The organism is Streptomyces chiangmaiensis, from assembly GCF_036281785.1.
Lineage (GTDB): Bacteria > Actinomycetota > Actinomycetes > Streptomycetales > Streptomycetaceae > Streptomyces > Streptomyces chiangmaiensis.
Map to the genome: position 1 here is coordinate 12,190 of NZ_JAYWVC010000095.1, position 18,098 is coordinate 30,287.

At 70.4% G+C, this 18,098-nt stretch carries 11 protein-coding genes and 3 pseudogenes; 10 read left to right on the plus strand and 4 right to left on the minus strand.

Features of this window, described 5'->3' with window-relative positions:
• Window positions 1–459: 459 nt before the first annotated feature.
• Window positions 460–4,080: a S8 family serine peptidase gene (locus tag VXC91_RS24680; protein ID WP_329509521.1), complete on the minus strand. Its 3,621-nt coding sequence runs from the start codon at window positions 4,078–4,080 to the stop codon at window positions 460–462.
• Between the two features lie 745 nt (window positions 4,081–4,825).
• Here VXC91_RS24680 and VXC91_RS24685 point away from each other — a divergent pair.
• Window positions 4,826–5,827 carry a LuxR family transcriptional regulator gene (locus tag VXC91_RS24685; protein ID WP_329509522.1) on the plus strand — a complete coding sequence of 334 codons (1,002 nt, stop codon included), beginning with the start codon at window positions 4,826–4,828 and terminating at the stop codon, window positions 5,825–5,827.
• A 107-nt stretch (window positions 5,828–5,934) separates the two neighbouring features.
• Window positions 5,935–6,183 (plus strand): class I SAM-dependent methyltransferase, encoded by a 249-nt coding sequence (locus VXC91_RS24690; protein ID WP_329509523.1) that lies wholly within the window; start codon window positions 5,935–5,937, stop codon window positions 6,181–6,183.
• A gap of 431 nt (window positions 6,184–6,614) precedes the next feature.
• Here the strand turns inward: VXC91_RS24690 and VXC91_RS24695 are convergent, their stop codons facing one another.
• Window positions 6,615–7,538 carry an alpha/beta hydrolase gene (locus VXC91_RS24695; RefSeq protein WP_329509524.1) on the minus strand — a complete coding sequence of 308 codons (924 nt, stop codon included), beginning with the start codon at window positions 7,536–7,538 and terminating at the stop codon, window positions 6,615–6,617.
• A gap of 195 nt (window positions 7,539–7,733) precedes the next feature.
• Here VXC91_RS24695 and VXC91_RS24700 point away from each other — a divergent pair.
• Both VXC91_RS24700 and VXC91_RS24705 read left to right on the plus strand, forming a co-directional pair.
• Window positions 7,734–8,086, plus strand: a pseudogene (locus VXC91_RS24700) (helix-turn-helix domain-containing protein); the annotation flags it as partial.
• Window positions 8,049–8,660: pseudogene (locus VXC91_RS24705) on the plus strand (ATP-binding cassette domain-containing protein); the annotation flags it as partial. The pseudogenes VXC91_RS24700 and VXC91_RS24705, both read left to right, overlap by 38 nt.
• Before the next feature lie 240 nt (window positions 8,661–8,900).
• On the opposite strand, the gene VXC91_RS24710 reads toward VXC91_RS24705, so the two are convergent.
• On the minus strand, window positions 8,901–12,350 hold the full coding sequence (locus VXC91_RS24710; protein ID WP_329509525.1) for a CHAT domain-containing protein: 3,450 nt from the start codon (window positions 12,348–12,350) through the stop codon (window positions 8,901–8,903).
• 45 nt (window positions 12,351–12,395) lie between these two features.
• On the opposite strand from VXC91_RS24710, the gene VXC91_RS24715 reads away from it, so the two are divergent.
• The 5 genes and pseudogenes from VXC91_RS24715 to tpg all read left to right on the plus strand — a co-directional run bounded on the left by VXC91_RS24715 (window position 12,396) and on the right by tpg (window position 16,600).
• The gene (locus tag VXC91_RS24715) at window positions 12,396–12,740 is read left to right on the plus strand and encodes a hypothetical protein (protein WP_329509526.1); all 345 of its coding nucleotides are present in this window, start codon (window positions 12,396–12,398) and stop codon (window positions 12,738–12,740) included.
• Between the two features lie 5 nt (window positions 12,741–12,745).
• Complete coding sequence (locus tag VXC91_RS24720) at window positions 12,746–13,657, plus strand: hypothetical protein (RefSeq protein WP_329509527.1); 912 nt, start codon at window positions 12,746–12,748, stop codon at window positions 13,655–13,657.
• A 1-nt stretch (window position 13,658) separates the two neighbouring features.
• Window positions 13,659–13,806, plus strand: a pseudogene (locus VXC91_RS24725) (IS630 family transposase); the annotation flags it as partial.
• Between the two features lie 112 nt (window positions 13,807–13,918).
• Window positions 13,919–16,039, plus strand: a complete 2,121-nt coding sequence (gene tap / locus VXC91_RS24730; RefSeq protein WP_329509528.1) for a telomere-associated protein Tap — start codon at window positions 13,919–13,921, stop codon at window positions 16,037–16,039.
• 6 nt (window positions 16,040–16,045) lie between these two features.
• Window positions 16,046–16,600 (plus strand): telomere-protecting terminal protein Tpg, encoded by a 555-nt coding sequence (tpg, locus tag VXC91_RS24735; RefSeq protein WP_329509529.1) that lies wholly within the window; start codon window positions 16,046–16,048, stop codon window positions 16,598–16,600.
• Here the strand turns inward: tpg and VXC91_RS24740 are convergent.
• Window positions 16,594–16,830, minus strand: a complete 237-nt coding sequence (locus VXC91_RS24740; RefSeq protein ID WP_329509530.1) for a hypothetical protein — start codon at window positions 16,828–16,830, stop codon at window positions 16,594–16,596. The genes tpg and VXC91_RS24740 overlap by 7 nt on opposite strands.
• Window positions 16,831–17,375: 545 nt before the next feature.
• On the opposite strand from VXC91_RS24740, the gene VXC91_RS24745 reads away from it, so the two are divergent.
• The gene (locus tag VXC91_RS24745; RefSeq protein WP_329509531.1) at window positions 17,376–17,885 is read left to right on the plus strand and encodes a GNAT family N-acetyltransferase; all 510 of its coding nucleotides are present in this window, start codon (window positions 17,376–17,378) and stop codon (window positions 17,883–17,885) included.
• Window positions 17,886–18,098 lie beyond the last annotated feature (213 nt).

Sequence of the window (18,098 nt, forward strand, 5' to 3'; positions counted from 1 at the left end):
AGGGTGACCTCGTAGTGTTCGGTGCCGTGCGGATGAGCCGGCCGTTGCAAGCCCCTCAGCAGAGTTGCGCGGTACGGCTGCTGAGGGGCGCCCCGCGGTGGAGAGCCCGAGGTGCTGTGCGATGTCGCGGGTGTGCATGGCCTCGTTGAAGTTCGCAGCCAGGATCCGGGCTCCTCCCGCGCTCGCGCCTCACGCTGTTCGAGCAGACCGATCACTGACGGCATCGCACCCTCAGGGTCGACAACAACCGTCCGCTGCCTGCCCCCACCCCTTCACGATCACGCCCCGGACAGGAAGGAACCCCTGCTCATCGAGCAAGAGTTCCGTTTGCCACAACGCACTGAGAACGAGGTCATCCAAGATCGTCTCGTGACGGGCAACCCAGATGCCCTCCTGCGGCTCCTGTCCGCGGTGTCCGCCGCGGACAGGAGCCGGTTGGTCAGCTGTCCGCCGACGCCGCTACTTCAGCCCGAAGGCGCGGATCACGGTCTGACTCACACTGTTCCCCTCCGTGTCCCGCGCGGTGGTGCGCAGGCTCGCGAAGCGGGCCCGGGACGGCGCGTCGAGCTGCGCCGTCCAGTCGCTGCCCGACTGCTGCAGCGTCGCCTCGTGCCACGTGACGCCGTCGTCGTACGAGACTTCCAGCGTCACCGCGCGGATCGCCCCCGCGCCCGCCGCGCCCTTCAGGTGCGAGGGGGTGACCGTAAGCCCGGTCCGCCGGTGCGCCTTGCCGGACAGGTCGGTGTCCACCGCGTAGTCGAGCTGCACCAGCGGCAGAGGCGTGAGGACCGTGTAGTCCGTCGTGCCGGAGGTGAACCCCCACTCGGTGCGCGTGCGGGTCGAGTACGGCCGGTCCGCCAGGTTCCGCTTGCCCTCGATCACGATCCGGTAGGGCTGCGGGTCCGGTGACAAGCCCTCGGCGGAGACGATTCGCTCGTTGTAGTCCTCGCCGAGCAGTTGGTCGCCCTGGTAGAGCGAGATCTTCGTCGTGTCGCCGGCGACCCAGACGCCGCCCGCGTGACCGCCGGAGTCCCCCCAGGCCGGGAGCACCGACGTGCTGATGATGTCACCGACCCGGTAGGGAGCCTGCCAGCTGATGCCGTCGTTCAGCAGCCGCGGGTGCTGGATGGGCGAGAACCAGTATTCGCGGGTGGTGCTGCGCGGCGTGTACGAGCGCGTCACGCCTCTTTGGTAGAGGTCGCGCATGGCGGCGGAGGAGATCCAGCGGGCGTCGGCGCCGGCCGAGACCCACGACGTCAGCGTGCCCTGAGCCGGTACCGGGGTCGACTGGCCGAGCGTCGGCCTTTCGAAGATGAGGGACAGGTCCTCGCGCCACTGGAGGGCCTTGTCCTGCTTGGTGTTGCGGAATTCCTCGTCGATCCGGGCCAGGTCGCCGGGGCGGGGCCGGTAGGACGGATCCTGGGGGATCGCCCCGTCGTAGTGGCGGACCAGGTCGTACAGGTAGTGCGGCTGCGGGTGCGAGACCACCTTCAGCGTCGCCGTGCCAGGCTTGCGGATCCGGCTCAGCAGCCGCGCCGCGTCGTCGGCGCCCAGCGAGGCCACCGGCAGGGGGGCGCCCTCGGGCAGGTCCGCCCAGGGGTCGAACTTCCCGTAGCCGTCATTGAGGATCAGCAGCTGCCGGGCACCGGCCTTCGCGGCGGCCGCCGCCTGGTCGGGGGCGGAGACCGTGTCGCTGCGGCGGACGACCGCCACCTGGCCGCGCACCTTCAGCTTGCCGAAGTCCGCGGCCGAGCCGTCGCCGGCCCAGACCGCCCGGTAGGTGCCCGTGCCCTCCGGCAGCGCGGGGGACAGGCTCTGGACGACGACGTCGTCGTAGGTCTGCGGGCCGGCGGAGAACGTCAGCGGCGGCTGGATCTGCCGCCAGCGGGTGGCGAAGATGTACGTGCCCTTCGTCACCTTCGGCGTCGGGGTCACCCACAGGCTGTCGTACCGCCAGTACTCGGGCATGTAGCTGTCCATGAACGGGAACAGGTCGCGGTTGGTGCGGTACTGGTCCACCCGCATGAACTGGTTGGCGGTCGGCTGCGGGGTGAAGGCGGCCGCCTTGCGCAGGTTCGCGGCGTCGAAGCGGACGGTGCGGTCGGCGTCGAGGTCGATCTGCGGCGCGGAGAACATGGCGAAGCCCAGCGTGTGCGTGCCGTCGATGCCGGGCACGTCGGCGTTCATCCACGCCGAGTAGGTGCCCGGGGACAAGCGCAGGTCCATTCGGCCCGAGGCGTCGATGGCGTACGCCTTGGGCGCGGTGTTGCGCTCTACGTCCTTCAGGATCAGGGTGCCGGGCAGGGCCGCACCGCGCCGGTCCTTCGCCGTGACCGACAGCGTGACCCGCCGGCCCTCCTTGTTCAGGCCGACCGACGTGCGGGTGAGGACCGCGCCGTCGGCGCCGGTCGCGGTGAGCCGGCTGGAGTAGGCGGCATTGTCCTGCGCCGCGTCGAGGTGGGTGATCACGCCGACGGCGGCGGTGCCGTGCGCGGGCACGGTCAGCCGCGAGTCGGTGAGGGTGAACAGGCCCTCGGGCAGCTGGTCCTGGCCAAGGGACAGGTCCACGGTGACCGGCTCGGCACCGGTGTTGGTGTAGGTGACGTCCTTGCGGACGGTCTGGCCGGGCGTGTATGGGTAGTGGGCCTGGGCGAACGCGGACCCGGTGGCGACCAGCGTGGCCTTCACGGCGGCGGCGACGTCCAGCCGGCCGCTGCCGGCCTGGAAGGGGCTGTACCGCTGGGTGCTCGCGGTGGTGCTGACCAGGGCGTCCTTGAGCTGCTGACCCGTCCAGTCCGGGTGCTTTGCGGCCAGCAGGGCCGCGGCGCCCGCGACGTGGGGCGTCGCCATGGAGGTGCCGCTCATCGTCTGGTAGGCGCCTTCGCCCTCCGGCGCGTACTGCGAACGCGCCGCCAGCACGTCCACACCCGGGGCGGTGAGATCGGGCTTGATGGCGTTGTCGCCCACGCGGGGGCCGCGGCTCGAGAAGCCCGCCAGCTGGTCCACGCCCTTGCCCGGGCCGTTCACGGCGCCGACCGTCAGCGCGGCGTCCGCCGCGCCGGGCGCGCTCACACTGTACGGCGCCGGGCCGGAGTTGCCGGCGGCGATGACGAAGAGGGCGCCGGTCTCCTCGCTGAGGTGGTTGACGGCCTGGCTGAGAGGGTCGGTGCCGTTGGTGGATTGGCCGCCAAGGCTCATGCTGACGACCTTGGCGTGCTGGTCGCGGGCGGCCCACTCCATGCCGGCCAGGATCCAGGAGTCCTGGCCGCTGCCGTTGTTGTCCAGGACCTTGCCGATGTGCAGCGAAGCGCCGGGCGCGACACCCTTCTCGGTGCCGCCGGAGGCCGCGCCGGTGCCGGCGACGGTGGACGCGACGTGGGTGCCGTGGCCGTGCCGGTCGGTGACGTCCTGCTCCGGTACGAAGCTCTCGCTGGCCGCGATGCGGCCGGCGAAGTCGGGGTGAGCGGCGTCGATCCCGGTGTCCAGCACCGCGACGTCCACGCCCTGCCCCGTGTTCCCACCCGCCCAGACCTCGGGCGCGCCGATCTGCGCGGTGGTGTCGGACAGCGTGGACTTGACCTTTCCGTCCAGCCACACCTTCGCGATGCCGCCCGCCAGTGCCGCCGGCGCCGACCCGGCCGAGCGTGCCCCCGCGGACGCAGCCCCGGCACCGGTGAGGGAAAGCCAGAAGTCCGCCGCCCGCGTGTGCTTCGCGGATATCGCCGCGCCCTGGATGCTGCTCAAGGCCAGGGTCCTGCTGGCGCCCTCCGGGGTTTTGAGGCTGCGCGAGCGCGCCGCCGCGTCGGTGTATGTGACGATCAGCGGCAAGTGGTCACTGCGCGCGTCGTCATAGCCGTCCGCAAGCAGCTCGGTCACGTTGAACAGGTGCTCGTCCAGCGCCCCGGACGCGACGAACGGCAACGCCTCGGCGGGATACACGTAGATGTCGTCACCGACCGACATGACGTGAGCGCCACCGGTCCTGCCCTGCGGATCAGTCACCGACGTGACCGAGTGCCTGCCGCCGTTCGCGGCCACGGTGACCTTGTCACCGGTGATCAGCGTGACGGTGCGCACCATCGCCGAACCGGCGGCGGAGGTTGCGGTAGGGGATGGGGACGTCAAGGGGGCTTCGGCCGATGTGGCAGGACCGGTGGCCGTCAGCACCACCAGGGCGGTGACGGCTGCTGTCAGCCCGCCTCTGCGGGAGGGAGGCATATGCAAAGGAACCTCACGAAGTAGATGTGCAGAAGTCCTTGGCAGTCAGCCACCCGTTCGGATCAGTGTAAAGTCAGCGCTTTGGCACTTCTGTGCCACGTCACCAAGTGGACATGAAGAAGTCGGCGCAATGATCACTGAACAGGACATGGTGCAAAGTGCGAGGAATTATCGGCTTCTTGCGGAAGCCCAACCATGCGAGCCGACCGCCGCTGTCTTGCGCAGTACGGCCAGTTGGGCCTCATTCATACGCAACGCCCGAGCCGAAATCCGCATCGGCCCTAACCTGCAGCTCACGTGACCCTTTGGCGAATCGTCATACCGGCCTTCTTACCTTCGTCGACAGCCCGGGGTTGCTGCGAGCAGGCACGACGCTCCGGATGTCCAGCCCGCATGCCCGCGGTTCGGCGTCCTGGCCCTGGGTTTCTCGTCCCGATGGCCGAAGTGGTGCGTCGAATCGATCGACGATGTCGTCCTTTGCACGGCGCGACGGCAGCAGATCGAGGGACCCCAACGGGAGGCAACCGACGACCGGGGCTTGTTCCTCTGGCCGCCACCACGGCTTCCCGCTCGATATCAGGCGGGCAAAGACCCAGAGGTGGGGGGCATGATGGAAGATACGCCCTTGGGGTTGGTTGGACTCGATGCACAGGCGGAGGCCGTCTATCGCCATCTGCTGGTGCGCGGTGGCGGGACTGTCGACAACATAGTGGCGGCATTCGGAGTGAGTTTCGAGCACGCGTTGGCGTTGCTCGAAGGTCTGCACCACTCCGGGTTGGTCAGCCGTAGATCCTCAGGGGAGTTCCTCACGGTGGATCCCCGTCACGCGCTGCGGACACTGGTGGAGTCACGTGAGCGTCAGCTGGCTGCCGTGCGGGACACGGCAGGGCGGCTGGGTGAGATCTTCGACGACGCCAGGCGGTCGAGTACGGCCGATTCCGCCACCAGGACGATCAGCAGGCCGGAGGAAGTCGGTGACTGCTACTACCGCTTGAAGCAGGCTGCCCGATCCGAGATCTGCGCCATGGACCGCCCTCCGTTCCTGCTGGCTCCGAATGGACCACTCGACGAGGCGGCGGTCCGGCGCGGGGTGCGGGTGCGCGTCGTCTACGCGGCTGCCAGTTTCGATGCTGAAAGCGGCTGGCAGGCGCTGGGCAGTCTCGTGTCGCGTGGGGAGGAAGCCAGGGTCGCGCCGACGCTGCCCATCAAGTTGGCGATGGCGGACCGATCGGCTGCGATGGTGTCGCTGAGCCTGTCAGCCGACAGCAACGAGTGTCTCTATACCGAAGCGCCCCCCTTGCTGCAGGCATTGACCGAGCTCTTCGAGCATTACTGGGCCACTGCGCCCTCACTGAGTGGTGGCCCCGGCTCCGAGTCGTTGCCGTCACCAGGGCCGTCCACCCAAGGCGACCAGACGCGGAAGCCCACCAACGAAGAACGGAACCTGCTTGCGCTCTTTGCTGCGGGGGTCAAGGACGACGCCATTGCCCGCCAGTTCGGGGTTTCGACACGAACGCTGCGGCGGCGGATCCAGGACCTTTACACAGAGCTGGGGACCACCAACCGGTTCGGCGCTGGTGTCGCGGCAGCTCGACGCAACTGGGTTTGAACCGGCCCCGGTTCGCTGGAGATCTCAGTGCGTTGTGGCAAACGGAACCCCACGTCGTTCCGCCCGTGAGCTTCTGCACGGGCGGTTTTGCTGTTCAGCACTGTTGAGTGGAGGGGGCTGCACTCATACGGCCCGCCTGTGGTGCGGGCCGCCATGCGGCTCATCTCGCCCGCCGTCACGGGGCGGTGGTGGATGCGGTCGATGCCTCGCCCAGCCAGATCGAGCGTGCCCGCGCCCGGGCGACTTGTGAGAGGAGCCCGGCAGGGATCGAACGCGCGGAGAGGCTACCGCCCACACCGGCCCGCGCAGCGTGGACCGTCGCACTGCTCCATGCGGCCCGCGCCGCGAAGGAATGACCGGCAGCCGAGCACGGCCCTGCCGTCACCCCATCAAGGGCTGGAGAACGACGACACCCACAACCGCATCCCATCGGGCGGTCTCGCAAGCGCGCCGTCACCCGGCTCGCCGACGGCGAGCTGCCCGACGCTGCCCACAACCGTCGACAACCCGCAAAAACACGGGACTTGACGTTCTCCGCCCCTTCAGGAATGACAATTGCTCTCAGCCAATGGCTCCCAGAGTTCAGGGGCCTACGTTCCGGAACTCGGGCCCGGGGGGCACGTACTGATCCCACTCGTGGCGCGTGAGTGCGCGCCCCGCCACGTTGCAGGCCGGGGCATCCTCGGAGGAACCCGGTGAAACTGGCGACCTCGCGTAATCGGGACGCTCGTGCACAGGGCGCGCAGATCGTACGTCCTCAAGGTCCTTACCCGTCGCGGAGTGCTCGTCAGTCGGTGGTGAGGTGGGTGGCGTAGAAGTTGGTGAGCTTGTCGATGGCGGGGTCGATGTACTCCTTCTTGTCGTAGAGGTCGACGTGGCTGGCGCCCTTGATCCAGTGGATCTCCTTGGGGCCGGTGGCGCGCTGGTGGGCCTCGACGGCCATCCAGGCGGTGACGGCGCGTTCGCCGATGATCTGGAGGATGGGGCGGGGGCCGATCAACGGGACGGCGAAGAAGGCATCGTGGAAGGCCATCCTGTCGATGCTCTCCCAGGCGAGGGTCTTCGCGGAGCGCTCGTGCTGGCCGCGCTGGGTGCAGTAGTACTCGAAGCCTTCGACGCCGTGCTGGCCGCCGAGCGCGCGAGCCTGCTCGGCGGTCTCCGGGAACATGGTCATCGTGCCGGGGTCCTCGCCGCGTGCGGCGGCGCTGCGGGCCGCTGCGGCGGCGTCCAGCAGGGCCTGGAAGACGGCCGGGTCCTGGGTGCCGTCGGCGCCGAGACGGAACTGGCGGGCGGGCTCGGCGGTGGACACGGTGGCTACGGCCTTGACGCGGTGGTCGCCGCCGGTGGCGGCTAGCGAGTAGCTGCCGGAGGCGCAGATGCCCAGAAGGCCGATCCGGTCGGCGTCGACCTCGTCGAGGGTGGTGAGGTAGGAGACGGCGGCCTTGAAGTCCTCCACCCGCTGGGCGGGGTCTTCCAGGCCACGGGGCAGGCCGCCGGACTCGCCCTGGTAGGCGGCGTCGAAGGCGAGGGTGACGAACCCGCGCTCGGCCATCAGCTGCGCGTACGTGCCGGAGGTCTGTTCCTTCACGCTGGTGCCGGGGTGACCGACCACGAGTGCCGGCCGCGGACCCGACGCCGGCGTGTCGGGGGTGTAGAGGTGGCCGGCGAGCGGGATGCCGGCGCTGTCGAAGCTGACGGTGGTCTGAGCCATGAGGGACTCTCCGTGAGACGGTGATGACGTGTTGTAACGCACCGGCGCGGCGGACTCGGGGTGCGCACCCTGCCGGGCACACATCCACGTTCTGTCAGTCTCCGCACGAGCGGGAGAGCCAGGTTTCTGCCTGGGAAAGAACTTGCCCCCTCAAACATGTGCCATGGTCGTCGCGGCGCAATGACACTGGAGAGCATGACTTCAGACTCCGACTCCCGGACGCTGGGCGCCTTCCTCAGGGCCCGCCGGGCCCAGCTGCGCGGGAGTGCGGCCTTCCCGAGACGGACTCCGCCCGCAAAGTCGCCGGACTGCGCCGCGAGGAGGTCGCCCAGCTCGCCGCCATCAGCGTGGACTACTACACGCGACTGGAACAGGGCCGCGTCCGGGCGTCCGTACCCGTGCTGACCACCCTGGCCCGCGCCCTGCGCCTCGACGACGACCAGCAGAAGTACCTCTACGAACTCGCCGGCCGAACCGACGCCCACCCGCGCCGCCGCCGACCCGCCCAACGTCGACGGCGTCTCCCTGACCGCATCCCCCGGCCGCCGTATCGGCTTGATCGGGGAGAACGGCACCGGCAAGACAACCCTGCTGCGCCTGCTGGCCGGCGCGGACGACCCCGACTCCGGCACCGTCAACCGCCCGCCCGACGTGGGCTTTCTCCAGCAGGAGATGCCCTTCGCCGCTGAGGCGACCGTCGCCGATGTCCTCGACGACGCCCTGCGCGAAACCCGCGACATCCTCGCCGACCTTGAACGCCTCACCGTCCTGCTGGGCCGCACGGCCGAGGACGACCCAGGCCATCCCGCCCTGCTCGACGCCTACGGCACCCGCCTCCAGCAGGCCCAGGACCGCGAGGCAAGGGACGCCGACCGCCGTGCCGCCCTCGTCCTGGACGGCTTGGGCCTCGGCGGCTTCGGCCCCAACCGCTGCCTTTCCTCGCTCTCCGGAGGGCAGCGCGGCCGCCTCGCACTGGCCACCCTGCTGATCCGGCGGCCTACCGCCCTCCTCCTGGACGAGCCCACCAACCACCTCGACGACACGGCCTCCGCCGTCGTCGAACAACAGGTGCGCGACCTGCCCGGCGTCACTGTCCTGGCCAGCCACGACCGCGCCTTCCTGCACCGACCTGCGCCCGCGCCCCAGTACCTATTTTTCCATCAACGCGCATGATTGTGACGGCGGTTACCGGTGAAGGCCAGGGCCTGCGGTGGCGGCACGGGCAGTCGCCGACCAGGCGATCGGGGGCAATGCCATGGTCGCGGAGGCCATCGTCGATGCCGGCGACGAGTACGAACAGTTCGCCGCCTTCCAGGCGGTCGTCGAGGACCGCCTGGCCTCGAAGTTCGGGGCCGGTCCGGACTATGGCCCGCTGTGGATCAGTGACGCCCACAGGTGTGGTCGGCCGGCGTGCTCGGCGCGCAGGCGCCGGATGACGCGGTGGAGCACGACCGGCGCATCGTCGGCGGACGGCGTGTCCGGCATCAGTCGGTAGAAGTGGTCGGCCGCGCCGGCCGCGACGCGGTCGTCCAGTGGCCACAGACTCGCGACGACGTGCCGGAACCCGGCCAGTTGGAACGCGGAGGCGAGGTGGATGGACTCGTCCGCGTGCCGCCAGCCGACTCGTCCGGTGGAGCACGCGGACAGGTATGCCAGTTCGGCCTCGCGGAGGTTGAGGCGGCCGATCTTTGCGATGGGCAGCACACCGTCGTGGAGGTGAAGCCCGCCTTGGGAGGGCGCGTCGGGGTCGGTGCCGGCGTGGCAGGCGAAGTGCGCCCAGCTCGCCTCGGGGAGCGCGCCGGTCACGCGGGCCTCGGTGGCCTGCTCGTTGGTGAGCAGTGGCATGTCGGGATGGGCGGTGTGCAGGCTCGCCGCCTCGGCGGCAGTGGCCGGCAGGTCCGGCAGACCCGGGGTTTGGTCGAGGGCCACTGTGAGCCGGTGCAGGGCCGTCGAGGCCGGGCGTCCGCGTGCATGGGCGAGGGCGCGCAGGGTGGGCGTGTATGACGAGATCACCCGGTCGAGCGCCCCGGCCTGGCCGGGGCGCCCGGCCGCGTGCAGCGGCAGCAGTCCGAGCAGCCCGGTCGGCATCCACCACACGCGGGGCAGTACGTGGTCGTCCGGGCGGAGCCGGCGTTCGACGGCCTCGAGGACCGGCGCGACCGCCGTGTCCCACAGCCAGCCGAGCAGCTCCGTCAGCACCCGTTGCCGGCGCAGCTCGCCGGTGAACGAGCCGGCGTCGTGCGTGGCTTCTGTCAGCTCGGCGGCCCGCGCCTCGACGTCGGCCAGCCGCAGTTCGGGCAGCGGCACCAGCAGCGGGGGCCCGTCGGCGGTGACGACGATGCCGTCGCACCGCTGCAGGCCGGCGTTGAGCAGCACGACCGCCCCGCCGGTGGCGGTCGGCCGCAGCTCGGTCCACGTCGGCGGGAGCAGGAACCGGTCAAGGCCCGGCAGCCGGCGGATCTCCGCCAGTACGGCGTCGTACTCGGCCCACAGCCGTTTACGCCGGTCGACGTGGTCGAGGTCCTGGCCGCCGGGCGGCGCCATGGCTGGGGGATCCGGCGCATTGAGGGCGTCGCGAACGCGGCGCAGGCGGCGGGCCTGTGCGGGGTGCTCGGCTTCGAGATCGGCGAGAGGCGTCCTCAGGGCCAGCCGGGACGCCAGCAGGACCGCCCGGCCCAGCTCACCGGCCCGGACCGCGCCGCCCGGATCGTCAAGGGCGCAGTGCACGGCGATCGTCTCGCCGACCAGTCCACGGTTCGCGCCGAGGCGGTGTTCGTGGTCCGCCGATGAGGTCTCCCGCGCCGCGACCAAGGGGAGCAATTCTACGGCCGTGTCGAGCAGCAGCCGGGCGGTGTGCCGTTCGTCCAGTAGGTAGGCGAGCCGGCCGGCCGCCCAGCAGGCGCGGAGCCGGTCGAACGGGGGCGCCGTCGTGGCCGCGAGCGCACCCTCCGCGAGCCGGGCGATCAGCGACCGGTCGAGGGCGCCGCCGGTGTTCCACCGCCTTGTGTAACAGGTTCCGAGGAGGTAGATGCGTGCGGCACGCCTGGGATGCTCGTCGGGGGTGGCCGCGACCGCCCGTTCCGCGGCGTCGACGGCGCGGTCGAGGTCCGACGTGGCGCCGGTGTTCTGGAACCGCAGCCGGTAGGCGTTGCCGAGGTTGAACAGATGCCGTGCGCGGTCCGGGTGGTCGGCGGGGACGGCGACGGCAGCCTCCCGCGCCAGGTCGACGGCGCGGTCCACGTCGGCCGGATCGCCCGAGTGCTCGTACCGTGCCTGATGGGCCCGTCCGAGGTTGAACAGGCGCAGCACCCGGTCGGGATGGTCCGCGGGGGTGGCCGCGAGCGCCAGGAGCGCGACGTCGACGGCGCGGTCGAAGTCGGTCCCGGCGCCGCTGCGCCGGGACCGCGCCTGGTAGGCGACCGCGAGATTGGACAGGTACAGTGCCCGGCTCGGGTGGTCGGACGGCACGGCGGCCACGGCACGTTCCTTGTGGCCGATGGCCCGGTTCAGGTCGTCAAGGCTGCCGCTGTGCTCGAATCGTTGCTGGAGGGCATCGCCGAGGTTGTTCAGGCGCATCGCACGGTCGGGGTGGTCGTCCGGCGTGGCGGCCACCGCGCGTCTTTCGGCGTCGATGGCCGCGTCCACATCGGACTCCTCCCCGGTGCGGGCGAACCGGGACCAGTAGGCGAGGCCGAGGTTGGACAGGCGGTACGCGAGATCCGGGTGGTCGGCCGGTGTGGCGGCCACGGCCTGTTCGTGATGCGCGACGGCCCGGTCCAGGTCGGCCACGTCCCCCAGCCGATCGAACCGCGCCCGGTATGCGATACCGAGGTTGGACCGGAACGTCGCGAACTGGCGGTGACCGTGGGACGTCGCGGCGACCGCACGACCGAGGTGGTCGATGGCCCGGTCCAGGTCGGCCACGTCCGCCAGCCGGTCGAACCGCGCCTGGTACGCCATGCCGAGGTTGGACAGGTGGACCGCACCGTCTGGAGCGTCGTGCGGGGTGGCGGCCACCGCGTGTTCGTGATGCTCGATGGCCCGCGCCAGGTCGGCCAGGCTCCCGGTCCGCTCGAAGCGGTCGTGGTAGGCGACGGCGAGGTTGGACAGGACGGTCACTCGACTCGGGCCGGCGGTGTCGGCGGCGACAGCCTGTTCCCCGATGCCGATGGCGCGGTCAAGGTCCACCGGACGGCCCGCCCGTTTGAACCGCGCCCGGTAGGCGGTGCCGAGGTTGGTCAGGGTTGTCGACCTGTGAGGGGAGTGGGCAGGGGTGGCGGTCATCGCGTGCTCGCCTGTGCCGATGGCGCGGTCCAGGTCCGCCATGTTTCCGGTTGCCTCGAACCGCAGCAGGAAGCCCGCGGCGAGATTGGACAGGTACACCGCGATGTTCGGGGTGGCGCCGGTCGCGACAACCGCCTGTTCCCCGAACTGAATAGCCCGGTCCAGGTCGTTGGGGTGCCCGACCCGCTGGAACCGCAGGAGGTGGGTGGCGCTGAGGTTGGACAGGATCAGCGCGGTGTTCGGGTCGCCGTCGTGGAGGGCCGCGATGGCCTGTTGCCCGATGCCGATCGCCTGGTCGGCGTCGCCCCCCTGTCCCGTCAGCGCATACCGCGCCCGGTGGGCTTCGGCGAGGTTGAACATGCGGGTGGCGCGGTGCGGATGGCGGTGAGGTGTCATGGCGACGACGCCCTCGAACAACACGATGCAGGTGCCCAGCAGGACCGGGTCACGCAACCGGATGGCCCGGTTCAACACGTCGACCGCCTGCTGGTTCAGGAGCTCCGGATCGGGCCGGTGGTCGGAGGACATCGACCGTGAGACTATCGGCTCACTGACGGAAAAAAAGGGGGGCGGGTGGACGCCGAACGATCGGCCCTGACCACGCTGTGCCAGGAGTTCGACGCGCTGATCAGCGAGACTAGGCACCACTCCACGGAACGTCAGGAACTGCTGGAACGGATCAGGGCCGAGGCGCGGGCCCGGCGCCCGGTGCTCACCCTGCTCGGCCAGTTGCTGAACACCGATCGTGAGACAACCCTGCGGACGCTCGCGACGGGGCTGCCGGGAGCCGGGCCGGGCACCGCCCGTCAGGAGGCCTTCCGCTGCCCGGACGGCGCCTGCGACCGGACGGCGGTTCCGCCCCCGGCGGGGGCGATCCCGCGCTGCGCCGTCATGGGCCGGCTCATGGAGCGGAGGTAGCGCAGGTGGGAGGGTTCTTCCAGCAGTTGGCCAAGACGCTGGCCGACCGGTGGATCAGCCTGCTCGTGCTACCCGGTGCGTTCTTCCTCGGCGGGGTGTGGCTGTCCGTCAGCCTCGGCCACGCCGACGCGTGGAACGTCGCACTGCTGACCCGGCAGGCCGAGAACGCCGCCACCACCATCGCGGACCTGCCGACCGGGGCACAGGCACTACTCGTCGTAGCCGTACTGGCGGCCGCCGCCGGTACGGGCTTCGTCGTGCAGGCACTGGCCGGAGTCACCCGGCGCGTCTGGCTGGGGCAGTGGCCCCGCCCCCTCGGCCCGGTCGCGGCGGCGCGGACGGCCCGCAGGCGAGCGCACTGGCACCGGCTCGTCGAGGAGCGCCGGGCACTCGAACGCGCGAGCCCGGGCACACGCACCCGCGAACAGCAGGACGAGATCGACACCGTGGCCCACCGCCTCACCCGGCTGGCCATGGCTGAACCGGGCAGGGCGACCTGGATGGGCGACCGCATCCACGCCGTGGAGTCGATCGCGTACCACCGCTACGGACTCGACCTGAGATACGGCTGGTCCCGGCTCTGGCTGGTCCTGCCCGACGCCACACGTACCGAACTCACCGCCGCGCACTCTGCATTCGCCGCCGCGGTCGCCACCGGAACCTGGGCCGGGCCCTACGTCCTGCTCGCCGTGGTGTGGTGGCCTGCCGTGCTGGTCGCCGCAGGCATCGGCCTGACCGGTTGGGCCCGCGCCCGCGCCGCCGTGGCCGATTTCACCACCCTGACCGAGGCCGCCCTCGACCTGCACGGCCGTACGCTGGCGGCCGCGCTGGGGGTCGGCGACACCGCGCAGGAGACCGGCCCCCTCACGATCAGCGAGGGCGAGCGCATCACCGACCTCGTGCGGAAGGGCCGCTAGCGTCGCCCTTCAACGCCTGAAGACCTGGAAGACCTCCCGTGACCCCGACTACGCGGCCAAGAAGGCCCGTGTCGAGCACCTCTACGCGATCGCCGACGGCGAAGTCATACCTGAGGAGGGCGAACCGGAAATGGGTTTTCTGTATGGACGTCGCGTGACCCTGAGCGATCGATGCGAGTTACTCACCGTCAACACAGTGACGTGCGATTGACGTGTGATTGAGCGTTCGTTTCGGGTAGTGTGGGGGGCGGAGGTGACGCTGTGTCCGATGAGCAGAACAGGCTCTTCACCGCGGTCGATGCCTTGCTGGAGCAAGCTGCAGCGCCGGATGCGCTGCCTGCCCCGGCGGAGCGCAAGCGGCTGCGTGAGGCGGCGAGTCTGAGTCAGGAGCAGATTGCGCAGGCTCTGAGGGTGCGGCGGGAGACGGTGACCGGTTGGGAGTCGGGCCGTACCGAGCCGCGGCCGCCCAAGCGGGCCGCCTACATCCGGCTCCTGGACGGCCTCGCCACCCGCTTCCCCGCGCCCCAGCCCGCTGCCGCCGACCCGGCACCGCAGAGCCCCACCCCTCCGGCCGCCGCAGCGCAGCCGGCGCCCCCCGCGTCAATCGCGACTCCTCAAGCGCAGCCTGCGTCGTCGGCTGCTGCATCAGCGGCACCGCGCCGATCGGCTGCCGCAAAGGCCACCGCGACAAAGGTGCCCTCGACCGCCACGGATGAGCGCTTCACCAACGGACCGCTCGCCGTCGTCGACGGGGACGGCTCCGCGTACTGCGTCGGCGGTCTGGTGCTGGACTGCCCCCTCACCGACCTTCCGGCGCTGGTGGAGTGGACGCTGCGCGAGGCGAAGCTCGGCGCGCCCCGCCTTCATCGCTCAGGCAAGGACTCCGACCCGCTGATCGTGCTGACCGCGTCCGCCGCCGAACGCCTCGGCCTGCCGCCCGTGCTGGAGGACCGGCGTGGCCTGCGCCTGCCCGACGACCACAAGGCCGTCCGGCAACTGGCTGCGACGAAGTGGAAGTTGACCAAGCGGGGTTTTGGCCCCTGGGCGCGGGTCTACCGCACCGCCGAAGGGACACGCCGTCACTGCGTCCAGTTCGCCGTCCTGCCCTGGGACGCGTTCGACACCCGCGCCTGGGGCCCCGCCGACCAACTCGAGCCGGCCGAACTCGCCCGCCTGCTCGGCACCTACGCCACCCGCGTGATCACCCCGCGCGGCTCCACCGCCGTCACCGGCCTGGAACTGATGACCGCGCTGCGCCCACCGACCCGCGCGGTCAAAGACCCCGCCACCGGCGGCTGGGTGTCCGGCCCGATGCCCGGCTCGCTGACCGAACCGGTCGAGTGCGCGCCACCGGAGGCCCCCGACGGGCACCCGGCCGTCGCCGCCCTGTATCCGCGCTTCCACCAGCGCACCCCCGACCAGGTCCAGAACGAAGAGGCCTACCAGTGGGCGAGGCCGCTGACCGACGCCGAGTGCATGAAGCCCTACGTGGTCGGCATCGACGTCAACATGGCCTTCGCGGCAGCCGCCAACCGGCTCACCATCGGCCTGTCCGCCCCCGTCCACGTCCGCCGACCGGCCTTCGACGCGAAACTGCCGGGGGCGTGGCTGGTCGACCTGTCCCACATCACCTTCGACGAACGCCTGCCGAACCCCTTCACCCCCAACGGCGAACCCCCGCAGGGTCCGGCCTGGTACGCCACCCCCACCGTCGCCTACGCGATCGAACTCGGCCACCCGGTCAGCCCACTCGAGGCCTACCTGCGCCACGAGCACGGCCCATACCTGGACGCCTGGTACACCCGGCTCCGCGACGCCTACATCGCCACCATGGCCGACCTCGGCATCACCCCCGGCATGCCCGAAGAGCAGTTCCTGGCCGCCATGGCCACCTGTCAGCAGACCGACCCCGTCGCCGCCGCGGTCCTCAGCGCCGTCAAGGCAACCGTCAAGGGCGGCATCGGCAAGCTGCGCGAGCGGCCACGCAGCGGCGGTTGGCGCCCGGGCGAACCCTGGCCCGCGCTCACCCGCCCGACCTGGCGTCCCGACATCCGTGCTGCTGTCATCGCCAACGCCCGCATCAACATGCACCGCAAGATGCTCAAGCTCGCCACCGACGCCGGCCTCTATCCGGTCGCGGTCCTGTCCGACTGCGCCGTCTACGCCTCCGACGGCCCCAGCCCACTCGACTTCCTGCCCTATCAAGACGGCAAGCCCCTGCCCGGAGGCTTCCGGCTCGGCGTGTCACCAGGCATGATCAAGCACGAAGGCACCCAAAGCGTGCTGTGGGCCGAAGGCCTGATGGAGGAGCACGGACCGGACGTGAACATCGCCCGGCACATCAAGACCGGCATCCTCTCCAGCCAGGACGACGGGGAGTAGACACCGATGGGCCTCCTCGCCGACAGCCTCGACAAAGCCGACACGGCACACTTCACCCGCCCGATCCCGAAGTCTGCGCGCACGCAGATGCAGTACCTGGTGAAGCAGACCAAGGGCACCAAGGCCGCAGCCGACCTGCTCGGCATCACCCAGCGCACCGTCGAGCGCTACCTCAAAGGACAAATCAAGCACCCCCGCCGCGAACTCGCCGAACGGCTTGCCGCCGAGGTCCGCAAACGCTGGCAGCCCCGGGTACGGGACAGAGCGAAGCAACAAGCCGCCACCACCGGCGGCATCTACATCGACACCCGAGCCAGATTCGGGTTCACCGCAGCCCCCGGCACCACCGACGACCCGCGGCTACGGCCCATCACCCAAGGACTTCCACCCGACTACGCCCAACTCCTCTTCGACGCCCATGCCGCCGGCGCCACCGAGCAACAACTGCAGAACATCGTCGCCGAGGGCCTCCAGGAGATCTACTTCAAAGACCGCGGACAGCGTGCCCAGGGCCTTCTGGTGGAGCTCACCGACATCGATTACATCGACGTCGACTACTGACCGAGCCCCGGATCCCCGCTTATTGGAGCGGAGGCACTGCGCGGGAGGAGGACGTCAGCAGGCCGAAGGCAGATTCCCTTGGGTCCTGGAACAGCCTGGCGCTCGTTGTGCGTGACTGTCTGGGCCAGCAGCGCTATGTCGTCGTGGTGGCGGACGCCGGTCTCGCGGAAGACGACCAGGGCCTTCGTGTGGGCGTCGGTGGCCCCACCGAAACGGCCCGCCTCGACCAAGGGAGGCCAAGGTTGCTCAGAGCGGCGCCTTCGCGGTGGCGGTCGCTCTCCCAGGCGCTGTGTCGGCCCCCTGCACGTTGTCCCCGCCCAGGGGTGTTCGGCCCGCGTTCTGCTGCCTGAACGGGTAGCGCTCGTATCGTGCCTGGGTCCTGGGGGAGTGGGTGACACAGTGGCGGCGACGGCGGACGTCGTCGCTGAAGCGGCGAGTGCGCACACGAGCAGTCCAGGCAGACCTTGGTTGACTTTTCTCGGTCTTCCTGGCTCGGTTGCCAGGTCTTCGGTGTAGGCGTAGAGCCACGCGCGTGTGCTCGGGCTGGTGTCTGAGGGGAGCAATGCTCGGATGTCTGTGGCTCACTCCTGGTGGAAGGAGGCGTACCTTCCCGATGGATCGATCGATAGGTCGTCGAGCAAGGCCGACGTTGCCGCGTCGGTCGGGAAGGCACGCCTGTGCTTGCGGTAGTCAACGAGGACGGCACCACGCCGAGCGGCAGTTCGCTGCTGGATGAGATTACGCACCGCCGCCCTGGCCCCGAGGCGGCCCGGGCGTGAGCGCCCTCGTGGCCCAGGCCATCAGCACCAGGCGGCTGGACCTGCTGCCCCTGCTCGTCGAGCACGCCGAGGAGATGGCCGCGGTGCTGTCCGATCCCGCCCTGTACACCTTCACCGGCGGCACACCGGACACCCCGCAAGCCCTGCGCTCGCGGTACGAGCGCATGACCGCAGGCTCTCCCGATCCGGCCGTCTCCTGGCTGAACTGGGTGATCCGGCTCCGTGACGAGGGCCGCCTGACGGGCACAGTCCAGGCGACGGTCAGCCCTTCCGCCGTCGCCGAGATCGCCTGGGTGGTGGGGACCCCGTGGCAGGGGAGGGGCATCGCCACCGAAGCAGCCCGAGGACTCGTCGACTGGCTCAGCCGACAGCCGGTACACACCGTCATCGCCCACATCCACCCCGAACATCGGGCATCCGCTGCTGTCGCCACTGCCGCCGGGCTCACACCCACCGACGAGTGGCACGAAGGCGAGATCCGATGGCAGCGGAGCCTCAGACGATGACTCCGACGATCCACAGATCTTGACTGTTACTCGCCGCAGCCTGCGCTCCTGGCGCAGCAACGGTTGAACCAGAGCCGACCGGAGTGCCCGCGCGCCTGCTGCGACGATCCATCCCGACCGGCGGACGTCCCAGGCCCGGTCTGTATTGCACAGGCTGGGCCGCCGCAGGTCCCGGGCAATACGGGGGAGGGGGTGGCAGGCGTTCGCAATCGT

What these genes read in the sequence shown, in the direction of transcription:
- VXC91_RS24710 (WP_329509525.1), bottom strand. Translation starts at nt 12,350, where the DNA reads ATGTCCTCCGACCACCGGCCCGATCCGGAGCTCCTGAACCAGCAGGCG.
- VXC91_RS24685 (WP_329509522.1), top strand. Translation starts at nt 4,826, where the DNA reads ATGATGGAAGATACGCCCTTGGGGTTGGTTGGACTCGATGCACAGGCG.
- VXC91_RS24680 (WP_329509521.1), bottom strand. Translation starts at nt 4,080, where the DNA reads ATGGTGCGCACCGTCACGCTGATCACCGGTGACAAGGTCACCGTGGCC.
- tpg (WP_329509529.1), top strand. Translation starts at nt 16,046, where the DNA reads ATGGGCCTCCTCGCCGACAGCCTCGACAAAGCCGACACGGCACACTTC.
- VXC91_RS24695 (WP_329509524.1), bottom strand. Translation starts at nt 7,538, where the DNA reads ATGGCTCAGACCACCGTCAGCTTCGACAGCGCCGGCATCCCGCTCGCC.